The organism is Collimonas rhizosphaerae (assembly GCF_038896935.1).
Taxonomy (GTDB): Bacteria; Pseudomonadota; Gammaproteobacteria; order Burkholderiales; family Burkholderiaceae_D; genus Collimonas; species Collimonas rhizosphaerae.
Genome location: NZ_JBANDC010000013.1, coordinates 126,295 through 147,049, shown reverse-complemented (window position 1 = coordinate 147,049; position 20,755 = coordinate 126,295). Strand labels below are relative to the sequence as shown.

Annotated in this window: 13 protein-coding genes, 1 tRNA gene and 1 pseudogene; 5 read left to right on the top strand and 10 right to left on the bottom strand. The window is 54.6% G+C overall.

All coding sequences use genetic code 11. The features are described from left to right. Window positions 1–127: 127 nt before the first annotated feature. Complete coding sequence (locus tag V8G57_RS18405) at window positions 128–1,162, bottom strand: AraC family transcriptional regulator (RefSeq protein ID WP_092397738.1); 1,035 nt, start codon at window positions 1,160–1,162, stop codon at window positions 128–130. Between the two features lie 777 nt (window positions 1,163–1,939). Between V8G57_RS18405 and V8G57_RS26290 the strand changes: the two are divergent. From V8G57_RS26290 to V8G57_RS18375, 4 genes and pseudogenes are all read left to right on the top strand, one after another. Next, window positions 1,940–2,062, top strand: a pseudogene (locus tag V8G57_RS26290) (ESPR domain-containing protein); the annotation flags it as partial. Between the two features lie 186 nt (window positions 2,063–2,248). Next, the gene (locus V8G57_RS26285; RefSeq protein ID WP_425458303.1) at window positions 2,249–7,297 is read left to right on the top strand and encodes a YadA-like family protein; all 5,049 of its coding nucleotides are present in this window, start codon (window positions 2,249–2,251) and stop codon (window positions 7,295–7,297) included. Window positions 7,298–7,608: 311 nt separating this feature from the next. Continuing rightward, entirely contained in the window at window positions 7,609–8,106 is a 498-nt protein-coding gene (locus tag V8G57_RS18380) for a transposase (RefSeq protein WP_342830587.1), read from the top strand. 254 nt (window positions 8,107–8,360) lie between these two features. Continuing rightward, window positions 8,361–9,395: an AraC family transcriptional regulator gene (locus V8G57_RS18375; protein WP_342830586.1), complete on the top strand. Its 1,035-nt coding sequence runs from the start codon at window positions 8,361–8,363 to the stop codon at window positions 9,393–9,395. A gap of 310 nt (window positions 9,396–9,705) precedes the next feature. Here V8G57_RS18375 and V8G57_RS18370 read toward each other — a convergent pair. Together V8G57_RS18370 and rpoD are read right to left on the bottom strand one after the other, a co-directional pair. Then, a tRNA-Ile gene (locus V8G57_RS18370) sits at window positions 9,706–9,784 on the bottom strand. Window positions 9,785–9,951: 167 nt separating this feature from the next. Further along, window positions 9,952–12,189, bottom strand: a complete 2,238-nt coding sequence (gene rpoD / locus V8G57_RS18365; protein WP_092397702.1) for an RNA polymerase sigma factor RpoD — start codon at window positions 12,187–12,189, stop codon at window positions 9,952–9,954. On the opposite strand from rpoD, the gene V8G57_RS18360 reads away from it, so the two are divergent. Further along, entirely contained in the window at window positions 12,122–12,469 is a 348-nt protein-coding gene (locus tag V8G57_RS18360; RefSeq protein WP_175500993.1) for a hypothetical protein, read from the top strand. The two genes, rpoD and V8G57_RS18360, sit on opposite strands and share 68 nt — an antisense overlap. A gap of 310 nt (window positions 12,470–12,779) precedes the next feature. Here V8G57_RS18360 and dnaG read toward each other — a convergent pair whose 3' ends face one another. The 7 genes from dnaG to ybiB form a co-directional block, all read right to left on the bottom strand. Beyond that, window positions 12,780–14,576: a DNA primase gene (gene dnaG, locus V8G57_RS18355; protein ID WP_092397698.1), complete on the bottom strand. Its 1,797-nt coding sequence runs from the start codon at window positions 14,574–14,576 to the stop codon at window positions 12,780–12,782. A gap of 44 nt (window positions 14,577–14,620) precedes the next feature. After that, a complete protein-coding gene (locus V8G57_RS18350) occupies window positions 14,621–15,070 on the bottom strand; it encodes a GatB/YqeY domain-containing protein (protein WP_092397768.1) in 450 nt (149 codons plus the stop codon). A gap of 185 nt (window positions 15,071–15,255) precedes the next feature. Beyond that, window positions 15,256–15,468 carry a 30S ribosomal protein S21 gene (rpsU, locus tag V8G57_RS18345; RefSeq protein WP_005665410.1) on the bottom strand — a complete coding sequence of 71 codons (213 nt, stop codon included), beginning with the start codon at window positions 15,466–15,468 and terminating at the stop codon, window positions 15,256–15,258. 180 nt (window positions 15,469–15,648) lie between these two features. Further along, window positions 15,649–16,845, bottom strand: coding sequence for a BaiN/RdsA family NAD(P)/FAD-dependent oxidoreductase (locus V8G57_RS18340; RefSeq protein ID WP_342830585.1), 1,197 nt, complete (start codon window positions 16,843–16,845; stop codon window positions 15,649–15,651). A 27-nt stretch (window positions 16,846–16,872) separates the two neighbouring features. Continuing rightward, window positions 16,873–18,072, bottom strand: coding sequence for a YbdK family carboxylate-amine ligase (locus V8G57_RS18335; RefSeq protein WP_092397694.1), 1,200 nt, complete (start codon window positions 18,070–18,072; stop codon window positions 16,873–16,875). A 23-nt stretch (window positions 18,073–18,095) separates the two neighbouring features. Further along, the gene (locus V8G57_RS18330; protein ID WP_092397692.1) at window positions 18,096–19,304 is read right to left on the bottom strand and encodes a cation:proton antiporter; all 1,209 of its coding nucleotides are present in this window, start codon (window positions 19,302–19,304) and stop codon (window positions 18,096–18,098) included. Window positions 19,305–19,614: 310 nt separating this feature from the next. Then, window positions 19,615–20,628 (bottom strand): DNA-binding protein YbiB, encoded by a 1,014-nt coding sequence (ybiB, locus tag V8G57_RS18325; protein ID WP_342830584.1) that lies wholly within the window; start codon window positions 20,626–20,628, stop codon window positions 19,615–19,617. Window positions 20,629–20,755 lie beyond the last annotated feature (127 nt).

Here is a 20,755-nt window from a genome sequence, read left to right as displayed (position 1 = left end):
TCCTGGGTAAAGTGAGGTTCGCACCATGACTTTATCGCTCGGCGCTTGCCGAGGGAGGACGGCTAGATGATTATCAGTTTTCGGTGCAAATCCACAACCAATGGAATGCAGCGGTAAAACTGGTTACTTAGAGTTGGATACTTCGCCGATATGTGTTTGGTGTTGACCCTGTCCAGCGCAAAAATGCACGATTAAATGTGCTTTGCTCGGAATAACCAAGTAATTGCGCGATATCGGAAAGTTGTAACGCTGGATCTAGCAAGTATTGTTGTGCCAAGTGCTGACGAATTGCGTCAAGCAGCGCTCGAAAACTTGTGTCGTATTGGTCGAGGCGGCGGCGCAATGTCCTAGGCGTCATATTCAGTCTGCTCGCGACGCTATCCAATTCTGGCTCGCCCTCATGAATTTGGCTTGTGATGCAACGTCGGACTGACATCACGAATTCGTTTTCTGTAGGTAGCTGATTTAGGAATTCATTTGCTTGCTTCTCTAACAGAGCTATCAATATAGGCTCTGGTTTCTTTACAGGCACAGTCAACGAATGCAGTGGTAGGCGTACGCTAGTTACCGCTTGATTAAAAAGAACTTCACATTTGAAGAAATCTCTATAGGCATGTAGAGACGACGGCTCGGGATTGATAAAGCTCACTTGCTTTAGCTCGACATCCTGGCTGGCTATGGACTTCGAAAATTGGAAAAATGTAGCAATGCTAAATTCTTGATTCAGTCGCCCATGGCCTCCGGAACTTCCCCCGGGCCATTTAACCACAAGATCGCCTCCGTCAAAAATAGGCGCTTCCATGGGATGTTGATCTACCTCGTGCACAAGGCGCTCGTATGCTTGCAGACGCAACAACGTTGCGCCAAGGGTGGGGCACGACGCCATTATGTAGCCAACTACTCCAAAGTGCGCAGGTGTAACTGTTTTCCCCAAGTGCAAGCCTAAGAGGGGATCTTCCAGGCAAGCTGCGGCAGATTGCAAGTGAGAGACCCAGCGTTGCAGCGGGTAGCGGACTAGAACTCGATCGACTTCGTCCGGTGTTGGCTCATTTAATAGCTTTGAGGCATCAATTCCCTGATTTTTTAAATACTCAAAAAGCACGCGCATATAGGCGCTGGATACAAAGCCTTGTGCAACTGTATTTAATTCAGCTGTTCCCATAATTTGGATGATATGGCCCTATCGGTATCGGTTAAATCGTCGCTCAGTTTTACGTTGAAAAACACAATAAATTTCTTGTGGTAAATATTTTACGCCGAATTTAACAATTGTTTGCGATTGATCCTGATGCGTATTTATATTTCCATGTGGGAATTAAAAATGTGTTTTGTGAAATGATATAAACGATTATTTCAAAAATAATTCGCTGGTTTAAGTTTCGCCATTTCCTCTATGAATCCCTTCCTTGAGTTCACATTATTTATAATTTTTTTTCCTGAATTTTTGTAATCGTCGAGAGTTGTGATTTTCTATTTCCGTCGACTACGGAAGGCTAAAAAAATTTCAAGCAGGAAGCTAGTGGCCATAAATGCTAATTTATTGTCCGCTACTGCCAATATTTTCCATTTTGCCCTCGCCTACCATCCGACTCGTAAGCCAATGTGATTTTTAGTCAAATTTAAGATGTTTGTATTTTTCGTTTCGATGGGCATCAGCATCAATGCCTACAACATCTTTTGGCTATCGACCGAGTTGAGCATGACCAACAACCATTGAATGTCAGTTGCTTGCTAACTCTGGTGAAAATCCGGAACCGAGCACCCTCGTGCTGAACATTGCTGCCTACGATGATCAACAAATATTGAATGCAATGCAAAGAGCCACCAGAAAAGGTGGCGGGGAAAGCCATAGCTCATTGACGCAATGGCTTATGGAAGAAGGCTGCTGTTTTTTATTTAGAAATCTTTAATCAAAAAACAAATATACACGGGGGTAAAAATGAACAAAATGTATCGGGTGATTTGGAGCAAAACTACGGGAAAATTATGCGTGGTTGGGGAGAAGGTTAAAAGTCATGGGAAGGGTAAGAGTCAGTGTAGCGTGATTCATGAGACATTGATTGCCGCAACTTTCATTGTGGTGGGATTGGGGGCGGGGAGTGACGCTTTGGCTGGTATAGCGGGTTCGCAAAATGGCGTAAGTGCCACGAATAGCAACACGAGTTCTTCCGCCACTTCGGGGAGCGTCGCCGTCTCTCAGAGCGGTGTTGCCTTTTCCGGCTCGTCGGCCTGCGCCACTATTAACACCATGAACGCTGCGGGCGTCTACGGATCGGGGGCAAGCTATACGGGCGGCTTCTACGGCTTCGGCGCGCAGACGTCTGCGCTAAGCTACGGTGTGAACTACAACATTGGTGCCGGTCAGACAAGTGGCATCAATAATTGGGTGAATTCTACGCAGACCCTGGGCAACGTCACGGTCTCCAATCCATACAGCGCTGGCGCTAGCCAATATACGACGGCGTACGGCATGAACTCCTTCGCGACCGGTTGCGGCTCGCAGGCAACCGGCATTGGCGCATCGGCCATTGGGTGGGGTGCCATAAGCAGTGGCGCTGGCGCCGTCGCGATGGGTGTGAATACCACGGCCTCGGGGCAGGGGAGCCTCGCGTTCGGAACCCAGGCATCCGCCACCGCGACGGATTCTCTGGCTTTCGGTGCTCTAGCCAATGCGAGTTCAACGGGCGCGATCGCCCTGGGAGCGCAATCCACGGCGTCGGCCGCCAACGCCCTGGCCTTGGGAGTGCAATCCACGGCGTCGGCCGCCAACGCTCTGGCCTTGGGAGCGCAATCCACGGCGTCGGCCGTCAATACCCTGGCACTGGGATCCGCCAGCAGCGTGACGCTGACCAATTCGGTAGCGCTGGGTTCGGGTTCCATCGCCACGGCCACCACCCCAACGACCAAGTGGACCACCGCTAGCGGCGTGGTGCCGGGCGCGACCTTTACCGTCAACCAGGCGCCCACCAATGGCGTGGTGGCTGTCGGTAACCGTCAGATTCAGGGCGTCGCTGACGGCGAAGTGTCGGCGACATCGACGAATGCTGTGAATGGCAGCCAACTGTACACAACGGTTTCCGCCATCAGCTCGAATCTCACGTCACTTTCTACATCGGCTTCAACAGGTCTGAGCACGACTAACAGCAACGTGACGTCGTTGTCGACTTCAACCTCGACTGGCATCAGCACGAACGCCAGCAATATCGGTTCGTTGTCGACTGGCCTGAGTACAACGAATAGCAATGTGGGCTCGTTGTCGACTGGTTTGAGCACGACTAATAGCAACGTGACATCGCTGTCGACATCGACCTCAACCGGTTTGAGCACAACGAACAGCAATGTTTCTTCGCTGTCGAGTTCGACATCTACAGGCCTGAGCACGATCAGCAGCAATGTGGACTCCTTGTCCACATCGACCTCTACCGGTTTGAGCACCACCAACAGTAATGTGGTATCGCTGTCGACGTCAACATCGACCGGACTGAGCACAACGAACAGTAATGTTTCGTCATTGTCGACTTCCACTTCGACCGGCATCAGCACCAGCGCCAGCAACGTCGGCTCGCTGTCGACGGGTCTGAGCACGACCAACAGCAACGTGACTTCGCTGTCGACCTCGACTTCGACAGGTATCAGCACGAACGCCAGCAACATCGGTTCGTTGTCGACAGGCTTGAGTACGACTAACAGCAACGTGACATCGCTGTCGACATCGACTTCAACCGGTTTGAGCACAACGAACAGCAATGTTTCGTCGCTATCGAGCTCGACATCTACAGGCCTGAGTACGGTTAACAGCAATGTGGACTCCTTGTCCACATCGACCTCTACCGGTCTGAGCACTACCAATAGCAATGTGTCGTCGCTGTCGACATCGACTTCAACCGGTTTGAGCACAACGAACAGCAATGTTTCTTCGCTATCGAGCTCGACATCCACAGGCCTGAGTACGGTCAGCAGCAATGTGGGCTCCTTGTCCACATCGACCTCGACCGGTCTGAGCACTACCAATAGCAATGTGTCGTCACTGTCGACATCAACATCGACCGGACTGAGCACAACGAACAGTAATGTTTCGTCATTGTCGACCTCGACTTCGACAGGTATCAGCACCAACGCCAGCAACATTGGCTCGCTGTCGACAGGTCTGAGTACCACCAATAGTAATGTAGATTCTTTATCGACTTCGACTTCTACGGGGCTGAGCACGACTAACAGCAGCGTGACGTCGTTGTCGACTTCAACCTCGACAGGCATCAGCACGAACGCCAGCAATATCGGTTCGTTGTCAACTGGTTTGAGCACGACTAATAGCAACGTGACGTCGTTGTCGACTTCAACCTCGACTGGCATCAGCACGAACGCCAGCAACATCGGTTCGTTGTCGACAGGTCTGAGCACAACCAACAGCAACGTGACTTCGCTGTCAACCTCGACTTCGAGCGGCATCAGCACGAACGCCAGCAACATCGGTTCGCTGTCGACGGGTCTGAGCACGACTAACAGTAACGTGACATCGCTGTCGAGCTCGACATCTACAGGCCTGAGCACGATCAGCAGCAATGTGGGCTCCTTGTCTACAACGACCTCTACCGGACTGAGCACAACGAACAGTAATGTTTCGTCATTGTCGACCTCGACTTCGACAGGTATCAGCATCAATGCTAGCAACATTGGCTCGCTGTCGACAGGTCTGAGCACGACAAATAGTAATGTAGATTCTTTATCGACTTCGACTTCTACGGGGCTGAGCACGGTCAACAGCAATGTGGACTCCTTGTCCACATCGACTTCTACCGGTCTGAGCACCACCAACAGTAACGTGACTTCGCTGTCAACTTCGACCTCGACTGGCATCAGCACGAACGCCAGCAACATCGGTTCGTTGTCGACAGGGCTGAGCACCACCAGCAGCAATGTTGCGTCGCTGTCGAGCTCGACGTCTACAGGCCTGAGCACGGTCAACAGCAATGTGGACTCCTTGTCCACATCGACCTCTACCGGTCTGAGCACCACCAACAGTAATGTGGTATCGCTGTCGACCTCGACCTCGACAGGTATCAGCACCAATGCCAGCAACATCGGTTCGTTGTCGACAGGCCTGAGCACGACTAACAGCAACGTGACATCGCTGTCGACATCGACTTCAACTGGTTTGAGCACAACGAACAGCAATGTTTCGTCGCTGTCGAGCTCTACATCTACAGGCCTGAGCACGGTCAACAGCAATGTAGATTCCTTGTCCACATCGACCTCTACCGGTCTGAGCACCACCAACAGTAACGTGACTTCGCTGTCAACTTCGACCTCGACAGGTATCAGCACCAACGCCAGCAACATCGGTTCGTTGTCGACAGGCTTGAGCACGACTAACAGCAACGTGACATCGCTGTCGACATCGACTTCAACCGGTTTGAGCACAACGAACAGCAATGTTTCGTCGCTGTCGAGCTCGACATCTACAGGCCTGAGCACGGTCAACAGCAACGTGGACTCCTTGTCCACATCGACCTCTACCGGTCTGAGCACCACCAACAGTAATGTGGTATCGCTGTCGACATCAACATCGACTGGATTGAGTACAACGAACAGTAATGTTTCGTCATTGTCGACCTCGACTTCGACAGGTATCAGCACCAACGCCAGCAACATCGGTTCGTTGTCGACTGGCCTGAGTACGACTAATAGCAATGTGGATTCTTTATCGACTTCGACTTCTACGGGGCTGAGCACGACCAACAGCAACGTGTCGTCGTTGTCGACTTCAACCTCGACTGGCATCAGCACGAATGCCAGCAACATTGGTTCGTTGTCAACTGGTTTGAGCACAACCAACAGCAACGTGACCTCGTTGTCAACGTCGACATCGACTGGCCTGAGCACGACCAATAGCAATGTATCGTCGCTGTCTACAGGGGTTGCCAACTCGGTTCAATATGACAATCCTGGTCACACCAGCATTACTTTGGGCGGAGTTGGCGCGACAACGCCGGTGACTCTTACCAATGTGGCTGCCGGTGTGAATCCAACCGACGCGGTGAATTACGGTCAGTTATCCTCTTTGTCTACTTCGGCGTCGACTGGCATCAATTCGCTGTCAACCGGTTTGAGCACGACCAACAGCAACGTGACATCGCTGTCGACTTCTACTTCGACAGGGATCAGCACGGCGCAAAGCGGCGTAAATTCACTGTCAACCGGGCTGAGTACAACCAACAGCAATGTGTCGGCACTATCGACTTCGACTTCGACGGGCTTGAGTACGGCTGCAAGCGGCATTAATTCGCTGTCAACGGGTCTGAGCACCACCAACAGCAACGTGTCATCGTTGTCGACGTCTACGTCAAGCGGCTTGAGCGTGGCGACGAGCGGCATCAATTCGTTGTCAACTGGCGTTGCGTCGATATCAACCGGGCTGGGACAATTGACGTCACTCTCGACCAGCCTGATGGGCGTCAGTTCATTGTCGACATCGTTGAAACCGCTTGCCGATGCGTCAAGCAGCGCTGCGGCGAACGGTTCGACGATAGGTGCTACCACGATCGGCGGAGCCAACAGCGACGGTACGGTACAGACGCGTGGCGCTAGCGGCACCGCGATCAACAATGTGACGCCGGCAACGTGCAGTACGGTCAAGGGTGTCGATGCAACAGGTTCCGGCTTGTGTGCGCAGGCGACCAAAGACGGCGCAACGGCATTCGGTTCCAACGCGCAGGCAACCGATGCCAACACCACTGCGGTGGGCTTTCGTGCCTTGGCCTCGCAGGCCGGATCGGTGGCGATAGGTAATAACGCCCAGGCGACTGGCGATCCTACTGTCGCGATTGGGCAGAATGCGCTGGCCTCGGGCAATAACTCTGTCGCGACCGGTGCAGGGGCGCAAGCCACCGGGACCAACTCGGTGGCCCTGGGTGCCGGTTCTATCGCGGATCAAGCCAATACGGTATCTGTTGGATCTCCGGGCAGTGAGCGTCGTATCACCAACGTGGCGGCTGGTATCAATCCAACCGATGCGGTGAATGTCTCGCAATTGTCAGCGGTGAAAAATCAAGTTGGAGATCTTCAGCGTATCGCATATAGCGGAGTTGCGATGGCTGGGGCTTTGGCTGGTCTTCCGCAAGTCGACAGCGGCAAGACATTTGCATTAGGTGCAGGCATTGGCAATTATGCTGGTTATACGGCTCTGGCTATCGGTGCTAGCGCCCGTGTCAGTCAGAGCACCGTTGTTAAATTCGGTGTTAGTACAACCTCTGCTAGTCGCACACTGATTAATGCGGGTGTGGGGTATTCCTGGTAGGGATAAGAGTAAATTTGATCAGATGCAGATTGGAACGTAGATTGCGCTAGGGCGAATTTGAAAATAATTCGGTTTTGCAAAATTTATTCTTTAATTTGAAAAAGATCAATTTCTGCAGATTGTATAGGCGGGCTTCGGTTCGAAGCCCACTTTTATTTGCATGTAACGTTTCTTCTCATTTAAGAAATGTAGAGGTTTAACGGAATCTTTTGAATCCCTCTTTTGACTATTGTGCTGTGATAGCAGTTCATTTCTGGCTAGTGAATTGCAAGAGATGGGATGAGTTTGAAAAAGTGAAAGTGAGATTGCTAATGATTAATTCTAAATATGAATCAGGCACGAAAATTAGAGATGATCAATGGGAAAAACTGGAGTTCCAGATGTTGGGAAAAACCGGAGATCCTGGAAGCCATGCTCGTGACAATAGACTGTTTATTGAAGCTGTACTGTGGTTTGTGTCTGATACGAATGTTTGGGCTGATTTGCCGCCAAAATTTGGAAAATGGAACGCCATCTATATGCGCGTTAGACGATGGTATCTAAGTGGGCACTGGCAGCAACTGGCTGAAAATTTACGGAATGATCGAGATTTGTTCATGTTGGTAGGAAAAATTATTGCGTATTGCGATCGTCAAAAAAAAATGCGAGAAGAAAGAGGTAGTAGGAAAGCGAAGCGAGAAATCGGTCATGGATCTCGTGCCGTGCCGCGAATTAACGCGGAGGAGTCTGCTTCTTTGATGGAGGGTTCGACATCGCATTGGCTTTCATTGATTGGAATGAGCGAGGAATCGCTAGTTGAGAAAAAATGAGGATCACTGTAATTCCTGGCTCCGGGATAGTCGCAAGGATACTCAACCCATAATTGAGGTCATCTGAGGGTAAACGCTGCTATGACGGATTGCCCATCGTTACCGAATTAGGATTTTGCGGAGCAGGCGGTAGATTGCGGAGCACAACAAAAAAGACCTTCATCACTGAAAGCCTTTTAGTAATTGGTGCCCGAGGCCGGACTTTAACTGGCACATCCCGTCACCTATGCTTTGTTTTATACGTTGTACGTTTTTTGAACATAAAAGCAGTGAAATTAAATACATTTGCACAGGGCTTTGTGTCCAGCGCCTATATGCGCATACTTTTTGAATATTTAAAAAACCAGGGGATTGATGCCTCAAAGCTATTAAATGAGCCAACACCTGACGAAGTCGACCGAGTTCTAATCCGCTACCCGCTGCAACGCTGGATCTCTCACTTGCAATGTGCCGCGGTTCGATTGGGAGACCCCCTCTTAGGCCTGCACTTGGGGAAAACTGTTACTCCTGCACACTTTGGAGTCATTGGCTACATATTCGCGTCGTGCCCCACTCTTGGCGCATCGCTGCTACGCCTGCAAGCATATCAGCGCCTTATACAAGAGGTGGAGCAAGGCGGCTTAGAGGCTCCTATTATTGACGGAAGCGATCTTGTGCTTAGATGGCCTGCAGGAAGTTCCGGGGGGCACGGGCGACTACACCTTGAATTTGGTATAGCGACACTTCTCCAATTTTCCAAGTGCATATCTAGCAAGGATGTCGAGTGGAAGCAAGTGAGCTTTATCGATCCCGAGCCGTCGTCTCTACATGCCTATAGAGATTTCTTCAAATGTGAAGTTCTTTTTAATCAAGCCGCAACTAGCATACGCGTACCGCTGCATTCGTTGACTGTTCCCCTAAAAAAACCAGAGCCTATATTGGTAGCTCTGTTAGAGAGGCAAGCAAATGAATTCCTAAATCAGCTACCTACAGAAAACGAGTTCGTGATGTCAGTTCGACGTTGCATCACAAGCCAAATTCATGAGGGCGAGCCAGAATTGGATAGTGTCGCGAGCAAATTTAATATAACGCCTAGAACACTGCGCCGCCGCTTAGACCAGTGCGACACCAGTTTCCGGGTGCTGCTCGAAAAAATTCGTCAACAATTGGCAAAACAGTACTTGCTAGATCCAACACTGCAACTTTCTGATGTCGCTCAATTACTTGGTTATTCCGAGCAAAGCACATTTCAACGTGCATTTTTGCGCTGGACAGGATTAACCCCCAACGCTTATAAACGAAGCGTTTGATCTTGAGTAATAAAGTGCTTTATTGTTACATCGATTGTTCGTTTGCGTGCTGAATTGACCCACTCAGCCTGTGACCCACCCTCCATTGCCTGGCGAACGCCACCACCCTGTCATAAGACCCCTTGAAACTCAGTTCCAACCCCAGCTTGGAAGGGGGTGTAGACGCTATAGCTGGCGTGAGCGTTCGAAAAGCCGACGTAGGGTCGGACTGCAATAGAAATTGATAGCGAGTATTGGAATTTGCGGAGCAAAAGAGATAAATAAAAAAGCGCCCGCTATCGCTAGCAGGCGCTTCAATATTACTTCTTACTGGTGGGCCCCCCCAGAGTCGAACTGGGCACCAACGGATTATGAGTCCGCTGCTCTAACCAAGCATGAGCTAGGGGCCCAATTCCTTAGGGCGCTGCAGCGTCGTGCTCGTGGTCTTTGCGCAAATCCGCTCAACCGCACTGCAGCATCTTAAAATCAATCCCGTATTATAGAAAAATACGTGGGCGAAAGGTAAATGAATTATCGTGAATCATTCAAAAAAACACCGAATGATTCACGAATAATCTTAATTACCTTCGAGGAAGCTCTTCAGCTTGTCGGAGCGGGAAGGGTGGCGCAGCTTGCGCAGCGCTTTCGCTTCTATCTGGCGGATCCGCTCACGCGTCACGTCGAACTGCTTGCCGACTTCTTCCAGGGTGTGGTCGGTCGACATTTCGATGCCGAAACGCATCCGCAATACCTTCGCTTCGCGCGGGGTCAGCGAGTCCAGGATGTCCTTCACCACGCCGCGCATCGATGCATGCAGGGCAGCGTCGGCCGGGGCCAGGGTGTTGTTGTCCTCGATGAAATCGCCCAGGTGCGAATCGTCGTCGTCGCCTATCGGTGTTTCCATCGAAATCGGCTCTTTCGCGATCTTCATGATCTTGCGGATTTTATCTTCCGGCATTTCCATCTTGATCGCGAGCGTTGCCGGATCCGGCTCAGCGCCGGTTTCCTGCAGGATCTGGCGCGAGATGCGGTTCATCTTGTTGATCGTTTCGATCATGTGCACCGGAATACGGATGGTGCGCGCCTGGTCGGCGATCGAACGGGTGATGGCCTGGCGGATCCACCATGTCGCGTAGGTCGAGAATTTGTAGCCGCGACGGTATTCGAACTTGTCGACGGCTTTCATCAGGCCGATATTGCCTTCCTGGATCAGGTCCAGGAATTGCAAGCCGCGGTTGGTGTATTTTTTCGCGATCGAGATCACCAGCCGCAAGTTGGCTTCGGTCATTTCGCGCTTGGCCATGCGGGCTTTTTTCTCGCCCGCGCCCATCTTCTTGTTGATGCCGCGCAGGTCAGGCAAAGGCAGCACGACGCGCGCCTGCAAGTCGATCAGGCGCTGCTGCAGCTCTTTCACCGCAGGCACGTTACGGCTGAGCACGGTGCTGTAGGCGTGGTTGCCGCTGACTTCGCCGTCGACCCAGTCGAGGTTGGTTTCGTTGCCTGGGAAAACCTTGATGAAATGCGGGCGCGGCATGCCGCACTTGTTCACCGCGACGTCAAGGATCTGGCGTTCGATCTGGCGCACTTCATCGACCTGGCCACGCAGGGTGTCGCATAATTTCTCGACGACCTTGGCGGTGAAGCGGATTCCCAGCAGTTCGTTCGAGATGATCTCTTGCGCCTTGACGTAAGGCTTGGAGTTGTAGCCTTCTTTTTCGAACGCTTTGCGCATCTTGTCGAACTGGGTCGAGATGGTCTCGAACTTGCCGAGCGCGTCGCGCTTCAGCTGTTCAAGCTGTTCCGCCGAGAAGCCGGCCGCGCCCGAGGTCGAGCTGGCGTCGTCTTCTTCCGCATCTTCTTCTTCCTCTTCTTCGTCTTCTTCGCTGTCGTCGTCGGCAGCAGTTGCTGCGGCGCTGGCGGTGGCGGCTTCGTCGGTCTGGTTGGGATCGACCAGACCATCGACGATTTCGTCAATCTTGATTTCGTCCTTGCCGATCTTGTCGGCGGCCAGCAAGATCTCGGCGATGGTGGTCGGGCAGGCGGAAATTGCCTGGATCATGTCTTTCAGGCCGTCTTCGATACGCTTGGCGATTTCGATTTCGCCTTCGCGCGTCAGCAGTTCAACCGAACCCATTTCACGCATGTACATGCGGACCGGGTCGGTAGTGCGGCCGAAATCGGAATCGACGGTAGACAGCGCGGCTTCGGCCGCGGCTTCTGCGTCGTCGTCGCTGGCGACAGTGGCGACGTTGTCCGACAGCAGCAGCGTTTCCGCATCCGGCGCCTGTTCGTAGACGGCAATCCCCATGTCGCTGAAAGTACCGATGATGCCTTCGATGGCTTCCGGATCGATAATGTTTTCAGGCAGGTGATCGTTGATTTCGGAGAAGGTCAGGAAGCCGCGCTCCTTGCCCATCTTGATCAGGGTCTTGAGCTTTTGACGGCGTGCTTCGAGTTCTTCTTCGCTCGCTTCGGTATCGGACGAGAAGGCGTCTTTCAGCAATGCCTTTTCCTTGGCCTTGCGGTCTTTCGCCTTGGCCTTGTCGACCGCTTTCAGTTCAGCGCGTTCGACAGCATTGAGCGCCGCGACTTCGTCGTTTTCCGGCTGGAATTCTTTTGGCTTGCGACCACGACGTCCTGGCACCTTCACCGACGGCAAGATATAGCCGGAAGTATCAATCGCCGCCAGGGTAGCGGCATCCGTGGTTTGACTTACGCCTGATCCAATCATCACGCTGACGTCGGCCTTGACTGGAGCCGGTGCCGCATTTTTGGATGATTTGACGACTTTGAGTTGTGGTTTCTTGTTTGTCACAGGGGCTTTCGATTTCACAGATACTGGTTTTGCAACAGTTCTTGATGCTTTTGTGGTCGTTGCAGTTGCTTTAGAAACTACTTTCTTGCTAACGGGCTTCGCCGGCGTTTTGGATGAAGCAGCCGTTTTTTTAACGGGGGACTTCGAGCTTGAGGAAGAGGTGCTTACTTTGGCCTTGGCCGCAGCCGGCTTTTTAACGGAAAGTGTCAGGGATTTTGCTGGTCTCTTCATTGCATTCGCCATGGAATCAAATACCTCAAATACCAATTGGTTACACTGATTTGCGCGCCGCAGCTGCCTTTACTCTGTCCGTTTGAATTTTGATAAGCCTAAACCGCTGACAGAATCAATTGAGCGCCTGTTCTCTTGCTGCTGCTGTTGCCTTTGCTGCTTTCTTCACTACGTTCCTGCCCGTCTAAATCAATCTGGTGCTACTATCAATTCAACGCCCAATTCGGCTAAGCCTAAGGTGTTGAATCTAAAGCCTTTAATTATAGCATATGGAGGGCCTTTCCTCCAATGCGGACGGCCTTCCTGCGCAGTCCGATTTACGTGTTTTAGGTCGGCTTGACCATATTTCAAGCAATTTTCTAGCGTAAATTCATTTCGGCCTCGGCTTCGCGCCGCAACTGTTCCTGTTTTTGCATCAATTCCCGGTAGCGGTTGCGCGCATCGTCATTGCCAAGCCCGGTTGCCGCCAGCTGGTCCAGTTCTTCTTTCAATATCTTCATTTTAGTCTGGCGAATTGCACCCGCCAGTTCTAATCGCGCCGCTTCCGTTTCGGATTCCGATTCTGCTGCAATTTCGGCAATCAGCGATTCAAAATCCTCGCCGCCTTCCCGCAGATGCTCGGCCAATGTCGCAAAATTGGCTTGTTCGCCCATCGCATGGCTGGCGGTGATCAGGCGCGCCAGCATTTCTGCCCGGTCTGGCGCGAAATGCGCCACGGCGTCCAGCGCGGCATCGTCCAATTCCGACGCGAACGCCGGATGGGCGACCAGCAAACGGATGATTTGCCGTTCCAGCCCGACCGGCGCCGGCCGGTTGCCGCGCGGCGGTGCGCGGCGCGCGCTGGCTATCGGTTTGGCCAGTTCAAACAAGGATTCGATTTCGTTCGGCGTCGATTGCGTCAGCTGCGCCAGGCCGCGCACGATTTGCAGCCGCAACGACGACGGCGGCATCAGCTGCAATAGCGGTTTGGCATCGTATTGCGCCCGCGCGCGTCCTTCGGATGTGCTCAAATCGGCTTCGGCCGTGACTTCGTTCAGTAAAAATTGCGATAACGGCATGGCGTCGTGGATCTGGCGCTCAAACGCTTCCGCTCCCATTTCCCGCACAAAGCTGTCTGGATCGTGTTCCTGCGGCAGGAACAGGAATTTGATGACCTTGTTGTCGGTCGCATGCGGCAGGCAGGCGTCCAGCGCGCGCCGTGCAGCTTTGCGGCCGGCGCGGTCGCCATCGAAACTGAAGACGACATGGTCGGTCTGGCGCAGCAATTTATGCACGTGGGTCGGCGTACAGGCGGTTCCGAGCGTGGCTACCGCTTGCGGGAACCCGAGTTGCGCCAATGCCACCACGTCCATATAACCTTCGGTCACCAGCACGTAACCCGCGTCGCGGATTGCCTGGCGCGCCTCGAACAGGCCATACAGCTCGCTACCCTTCTGAAATAGGGGTGTTTCCGGCGAATTCAAGTACTTCGGCTCGCCGCTGTCCAGTACGCGGCCGCCGAAACCGATAACCTGGCCCTTGGTGTTGCGTATGGGAAACATGATGCGGTCACGGAAGCGGTCGTAGCGCTTGCGGTTATTGCCTTCCTCATCCGTGCGGTCGATCACCAGGCCGGATTCGACCAGGGCGGTGGCTTCATAGTCGGGAAACACCTGGCGCAGGCTGTCCCAGTTGTCGGGCGAATAACCTAATCCGAACTTTGCCGCCACTTCGCCGGTCAGGCCGCGGCGTTTCAGGTAGTCGACGGCATTTGGCGCGCTGCGCAGGTGCTGCCGGTAGAAATCGCAGGCGGCGCTCATCGCATCCGACAGGGCCATGCTCTTGGCCTGGTATTCGGCGCGTTGCGCCGGCGGGATCTTGTCGTCGTTGTCCGGCACCGTCATGCCGACGCCTTGCGCCAGGTCTTTCACCGCCTCGACAAAACCGAGGCCCGAGTATTCGATCAGGAACCCGATCGCCGTGCCATGCGCGCCGCAACCGAAGCAATGGTAAAACTGCTTGGTCGGGCTGACCGTGAAGCTGGGCGATTTCTCGTTGTGGAAAGGGCACAGGCCCATCAGGTTTGCGCCGCCCTTTTTCAGCTGGACGTACTTGCCCACCACGTCGACGATGTCGACGCGGTTGAGGAGGTCCTGGATAAAGGATTGAGGAATCACGCGGATTCGACGGCAGGCGGCGCTTTTATCAGGCTATCGGACAATCAGGCTTTGCTCAGCGCGACTTTCACCAGCGCCGAAACCGCCGTCATGTCGGCGCGGCCGGCAAGCTTGGGTTTCAGTATCGCCATGACCTTGCCCATGTCCTGGGGGCCGCTGGCGCCGCTGGCTGCGACGGCTGCCGCTACTTCAGCCTGGATTTCCGCTTCTGTCAGGCCGGCCGGCATGTAGGCCGAAAGGATAAGCAGTTCCGCTTTCTCGATGTCGGCCAGGTCCTGGCGGCCGCCGGCTTCAAACTGGCTGATGGAGTCTTTGCGCTGCTTGATCATTTTTTCGATGATGGCCAGCACGTGGGTGTCGCCCAGCTCGATGCGTTCATCGACTTCTTTTTGCTTGATTGCCGCGGTGATCAGGCGGATGGCGCCGAGTTTCGCAGTCTCTTTGGCGCGCATCGCGGCCTTCATGTCTTCGGTGATCTGTTCTTTCAAGCCCATGCGGTTCTCCATTCGGTGGTGTTTTTCATCGAAAATCAGAAAAACAAAAATGCAGGATGGTGGTGCCGGCCATGCGACGCTACCTGTGCGAAAAACGGCAAAACCCGCTGCGGAGCAACACCGGAGCGGGTTTGTAACGCAATTCAATCAGCCGCACTAAGTGCGATGAAGAATTAGTGCAAATATTAGTACAGTTTTTTCGGCAATTGCTGGCTGCGAATGCGCTTGTAATGACGTTTCACAGCAGCTGCCAGCTTGCGCTTGCGCTCAGCAGTTGGCTTTTCGTAAAATTCACGTGCACGCAACTCAGTCAGCAGACCTGTTTTTTCAATAGTGCGCTTGAAGCGACGCATCGCAACTTCGAAGGGCTCATTTTCTTTAAGACGAATTGTGGTCATGTAAATTCAAACCAAGTTTGTATAGGGAAGAACGAGATTATAGCCGGGAAAATGGATAAATGGAAGTGTTATCCCCGACCGGTTAAATACATTGCCGTTTATTTGCAACATCCCCCGTTTGATTCCGTAATGTAGCCGGCGCGTCGCTGCCGTCGGCCAGATAGCCGCCTGGCGTTATTGCTAAATGGCAAGTCCCGCCGCGGTTGCCGACGCCCAGGCCCACTGGAAGTTGTAGCCGCCGAGCCAGCCCGTGACGTCGACCGCTTCGCCGACGAAATACAAGCCGGCTACCTGGCTGGACATCATGCTCTGCTGCGACAGTTCCCTGGTATCGATGCCGCCCAAGGTAACTTCGGCCTTGCGATAGCCTTCGGAGCCGCTGGGCCGGATCGCCCAGCGGTTGACGGCGTTGCCCAGCTCCTTCAGCAAGCGGTCGGGCGTGTCAGCCAGGCGCGCTCCCGGATCAAGCTTGCCGGCTTCGATGATGCCGTGCGCCAGCCGTGCCGGCAGCCATTGCGCGAATATGTTGCCGAGGTTTTTCTTGATCGACGTTTTACCCTCAAGCAGAGCCTGCGTGACATCGATTTCCGGCAGGAGGTTCAGCTGCAGCGGCGCACCGCTCTTCCAGAAGCTGGAAATCTGCAGGATCGCCGGCCCGGACAGCCCGCGATGAGTAAACAGCAGGTCTTCCTTGAATTCGCCGCGGCTCTTCTTGTCGCCGGTTTCCACCTCGACCGGCAAGGCAATCCCGGCCAGCGGCAGGAACGGCTGCCAGGCGGCGGCGTCGAAGGTCAGCGGCACCAGGCCCGGCTGCGGTTCGACCACCCGCAAGCCGAATTGACGGGCGATGCGATAGGCAAAGTCGGTGGCGCCGATTTTCGGGATAGACAGGCCGCCGGTAGCAATGACCACGCTGCTGGCAAGTATTTCGCCGGCGCTGCTGTCGATCCGGAACAGGTCGCCGTCCTTGCCGATACCGGCGACGCTGCAAGGCATGCGCCAGCTGACGTTGCCCAGGTCGCACTCGGCTTTCAGCATGGCGATGACCTGTTCCGACGAGTCGTCGCAAAACAGCTGGCCCTTGTGCTTTTCGTGATACGCGATCCGGTAGCGCTTCATCAGGCTGAGGAAATCCTGCGGGGTGTAGCGCGACAGGGCGCTTTTGCAGAAATGCGGATTCTGCGACAGGAAATTCTGCGGCCCGGCATTGATGTTGGTGAAGTTGCAGCGGCCGCCGCCCGAAATGCGGATTTTTTCCGCAAGCCTGGTGGCGTGATCGATCAGAACAACCTTTTTCCCACGTTGTCCGGCTACCGCGGCGCACATCATGCCCGCAGCGCCTGCGCCGATGACGGCGACATCAAATTGTTTTTGCATCGATCTTGATTAAATGGATATTGAAAGCTATTGGAAGTACGGCGGCGGCGCTTGCCCCATCCACAGTTCCGAAGACAGCCGCATCATGTCATTGAGCGAACCGCGTTCGGTAAAAGTCTGCCGCAGCCAGGCGGCGTCGCTGAGGCGATCTTCCGCCATGTGACGCAAGCGCTTGATGGTCAGCTGCTCGGCTTCGTTCTGAGTATACCGCTGTAAATCCTGCAGGTGGTCCAGCAGGTGCTGGTAGATCGGCAGTTTTGACGAGGTGGCCGGGGTGTTGCCGTGCAACGCCATGGAGCCGTTCAGGCCGTAACGGCTGGCTTCGAAGCGGTTGTACTGGTACAGCAGGTAAAAATCGTTGGTGATGACAAACGGTCTTTCAGTCAGGATCCAGCGCGCCAGCAGTTGCGCATAGCACCCCAGGTGCGCCGCGTGTTCGATCGTCAGCGGGGTGTCGCAGACACGGATTTCAACGGTGCCGTATTCCGGCTTGGGGCGGATGTCCCAGTAAAAATCCTTCATGCTGGCGACGATTCCCATGCGCAGCAATTCATCGTAATACGATTCGAAATCGCTCCAGCGGGTCAGCGTAGGAGCGGTTCCCGACAGCGGAAACGCGCGCACCACGTTGCTGCGCGAGGATTCGAACTTGGTGTCGGCGCCTTGGTAAAACGGCGAGGCGGCCGACAGCGCAATGAAATGCGGCACGAAACGCGAGAACGCGTGGGTCAGGTACAGGGCGTCGTCGCCGTTCGGCACGCCGACATGGATATGCTGGCCGAAGACGGTGAATGTCTTGGCCAGGTAGCCGTATTTTTCATGCAGGTGATAGAAGCGTTCGCTCGGCGTAATCCGTTGTTCGTTCCAGTGCTGGAACGGATGGGCGCCGCCGCCGGAGACGTCGATGTTCAGGTATTGCGCGCCGCGGTTCAGCGCCGCGCGCAGGCCTTTCAGCTCTTCGACCAGGTGGTCGACCCGGGTGTGCACGTCGGAATTGAGCTCGATCATGCCTTGCGTCATTTCCAGCTTGATCTGCTTTTGCAGGTCGCGCGGCTCGATCCAGGTCAGCAGGTCGACCGCATCGCTGGCCAGGTTGTAGTTGCGGCGGTTCACCAGCTGCAGTTCCAGCTCGATTCCCATCGTAAACGGGGCCGAACTGGTAAACGGCAAAATCTCCGCTGTTGCTGCGCCGCTCTGTGCAATGCCGCCTTGGGTGTTTTCGGTCATGGGTTCACCTTTAATTCATATCCTTATTCGCGTCCGCTTTCGCCCGACCTGATCAGGGCGAACTGGGTCGCTATCGGCCCCAGCAATTCCAGGACGATCAGGCAGCCGGCCAGCAACGGCAAGACTTCGGCTGTGGTATTGGGATAGAGGTAGGCGGTGGTTTGCATCAACCCCAGTCCGGCCTCCGTCATGGGCAAGGTGCCGAGGGTGATCAGCGCCGCCTGTTTCCATTTCATCTTGGCAAAGTGCGCAAACGAAAAGACGCCGCAGGCCATGGCCAGGAAGCGGGCCGCGATGAGCACCGCGACCGAGGCGCCCACCATCGACAGGTCGGACAGGCGGATCGAAGCGCCCATTGTGACAAACAGCATGACGATGAACAATTCGTTGGCGACGCCGAACTCCAGTTCCATCAGGTCATACTGGTGATCGAGGTTCTTCGACATGATCGCGAAAATCAGCATGGTGAGCAATATCGGCAGCTGCAGTGCGTGCGCGGCGCCGATCGCCAGGGTGATGACGGCGATCACCAGCACGAACTGGCGGCTCGGCTGGCGGCCCAGCAGGCGCGCCAGCGGGATCATCAGGCGGTAGGTCAGGTACGCCAGCACCAGCGAGCCGCACAGCGAATACAAGGTGTGCGCCAGCAGCGTGCCGAAGGGCGCGGCGCTTTCATGGGCGACAACAGGCAGCAAGGCATATGCCGCCAGCAGGGCGACAAAATTATTCAGCGCCGTCATGGCGGCAAGGCGGCGCGTCACCTGGCCTTCAGCCTGGAGTTCGCGCACCACTACCATGACTACCGCCGGCGCGGTGGCGATGGCAAGCACGCCGCCCAGCAGCGCCGGCACGCGGGCGGTGCCGAACCAGATCAATGCGCCGCTGACGAAGGTGAAACACAATACGGCGCTAAGGACAACGGTCGCCAGCAGCCATTTTTCGCGGCGCAGCCAGCCGATGTCGACATAGCGGCCCAGCTGATATACAACCAGCGCCATCGCCATGTCGGCAAAGATGTTCGCCAGCTTGAGCACGTCGCCGGAAAGCAGGTCGAGCCCGCCCACGCCAAGCAGGAAGCCGACTATCAGATAGCCGGTAATGCGTGGAAACCAAGGGTTTTTCGTTACTATATGGCCGCCCACTAGCCCGAACAGCAGCAAGCTGCCGAACAGTAACAGCGCATTCCATTGGATGGGCTGTGCTAGCGCAAAGGGCGGAAGAGTCCAATCCATGGATCCTCCAGAAAATTAGTCTTGCAGCAAAAGACGCTACGCTGGACAAGATGCCGTACAGGCAGATGAATGGGTATAGCTGAAATACTGACTTGCGTGGTTTTAAGCGCACTCTCCTTGCGTTGATTATATTTGCGTTGCGCTATCTGATTTGTTTAAGGTATTGCCTAAGCTAAGAATAGACCGCAATTTGGCTGCAATTCCCTATGGCAATGTTTTGACGACTGCCACATAGTACATGCATCCGGCTTTTATCTTGAATCAGTCTGGTTTGTTCACTGCCGCAAAAATTAGTTCCATTGGGAAATTGCTATTGCCGGCCGATATCCGCAGGATTGTCTTGCGCGTGCAGGGCCTTGCAGACGGTCAGGCATTGTTCGACTTGTTCGGCAATCGGTTTCGGGACCAATTCTTTTTGCTCCAACGCCAGCCGTATCCAGCTGGCGGTGCTGGCTGCGTCGCGCTGCGCAGGCAAAACCGGCATGTCGTCGGCAATGCTTTGTTTTTCCACCAGCGTGGTTTGCTGGCCGCCATGCAGCCAGTCGATTTTTTGCGCCTTCCTGGCATTGGCTACCGTTTCGCCTTCCGTGCCGCGCATTAGAAACACGTCTCCGCGTTCGGCCGCGGCGGTCGTCGTGAAATATGCCGTCAGCATGGCCAGGTATTCCGGGTGAGTGTATGAGCTCAGGCGCAAGGCCGGCGCCACGAACGGCTGCATGATCTTGACCAGGGTGTGGGTGGAATTGCGCACCCCGAGAATGCGCCGCATGGCGAGCAGCCTTGCCATTTTCGGCGCCAGTGCATCGATCGGCATGAAAGCCGGCAAGCGCTGTACGAAGCATTGTTGCACCTGCTCGATGCTGGTGCAGGCCGGCTGGCCCAGCGCCTGGAAAATTTCCGCGCTGGTGACGCGGCCCGGATCCGTCAATACGCCATGCAGCAACACCGGCACGCCCTCGCGCGCCAGCAGCAGGGCCAGCAGGGGCGTCAGGTTGGCCATGTGGCGCGCGCCGTTATAGCTGGGGATGACAATCGGCGCATATTGCCAGGCAGCACTGCCGGCCTGGCCGGGCAGCGCTATTTGCGTAAACGATGCTTCCGCCGCCTGCAGGAAACCGGCGATTTCTTCTACCGATTCACCCTTGATGCGCATTGCCAGCAGGATTCCTCCCATTTCCAGGTCGGAGACGCGGCCATCCAGCATGGCGGCATACAAATCGTGCGCGTCGTTGCGCGACAGGCTGCGCGCGCCGTCCTTGCCGCGCCCGATCTCCTTGATGAAGCGGGCGGCGGGGAACGGTTCGGCGGGCTGGATATTATTCATGTGTGGATAACGATCTGGGTTTGCAAACGGGGAATGGCGCGGTGCCTGTCCGCAGCGATTTTACTTTAACAGGCCTTGGTCCATGGCCATCGGGTAAAATCGTCGCCATTCGGCCAGCTTGTCCAGC

Excerpts from the sequence above, each read along its gene's own strand:
- ybiB (WP_342830584.1), bottom strand. The coding sequence starts at position 20,628 with ATGAATAATATCCAGCCCGCCGAACCGTTCCCCGCCGCCCGCTTCATC.
- V8G57_RS18350 (WP_092397768.1), bottom strand. The coding sequence starts at position 15,070 with ATGGGCTTGAAAGAACAGATCACCGAAGACATGAAGGCCGCGATGCGC.
- V8G57_RS26285 (WP_425458303.1), top strand. The coding sequence starts at position 2,249 with ATGAACGCTGCGGGCGTCTACGGATCGGGGGCAAGCTATACGGGCGGC.
- V8G57_RS18335 (WP_092397694.1), bottom strand. The coding sequence starts at position 18,072 with ATGACCGAAAACACCCAAGGCGGCATTGCACAGAGCGGCGCAGCAACA.
- V8G57_RS18405 (WP_092397738.1), bottom strand. The coding sequence starts at position 1,162 with ATGGGAACAGCTGAATTAAATACAGTTGCACAAGGCTTTGTATCCAGC.
- V8G57_RS18340 (WP_342830585.1), bottom strand. The coding sequence starts at position 16,845 with ATGCAAAAACAATTTGATGTCGCCGTCATCGGCGCAGGCGCTGCGGGC.
- V8G57_RS18330 (WP_092397692.1), bottom strand. The coding sequence starts at position 19,304 with ATGGATTGGACTCTTCCGCCCTTTGCGCTAGCACAGCCCATCCAATGG.
- rpsU (WP_005665410.1), bottom strand. The coding sequence starts at position 15,468 with ATGACCACAATTCGTCTTAAAGAAAATGAGCCCTTCGAAGTTGCGATG.
- V8G57_RS18380 (WP_342830587.1), top strand. The coding sequence starts at position 7,609 with ATGATTAATTCTAAATATGAATCAGGCACGAAAATTAGAGATGATCAA.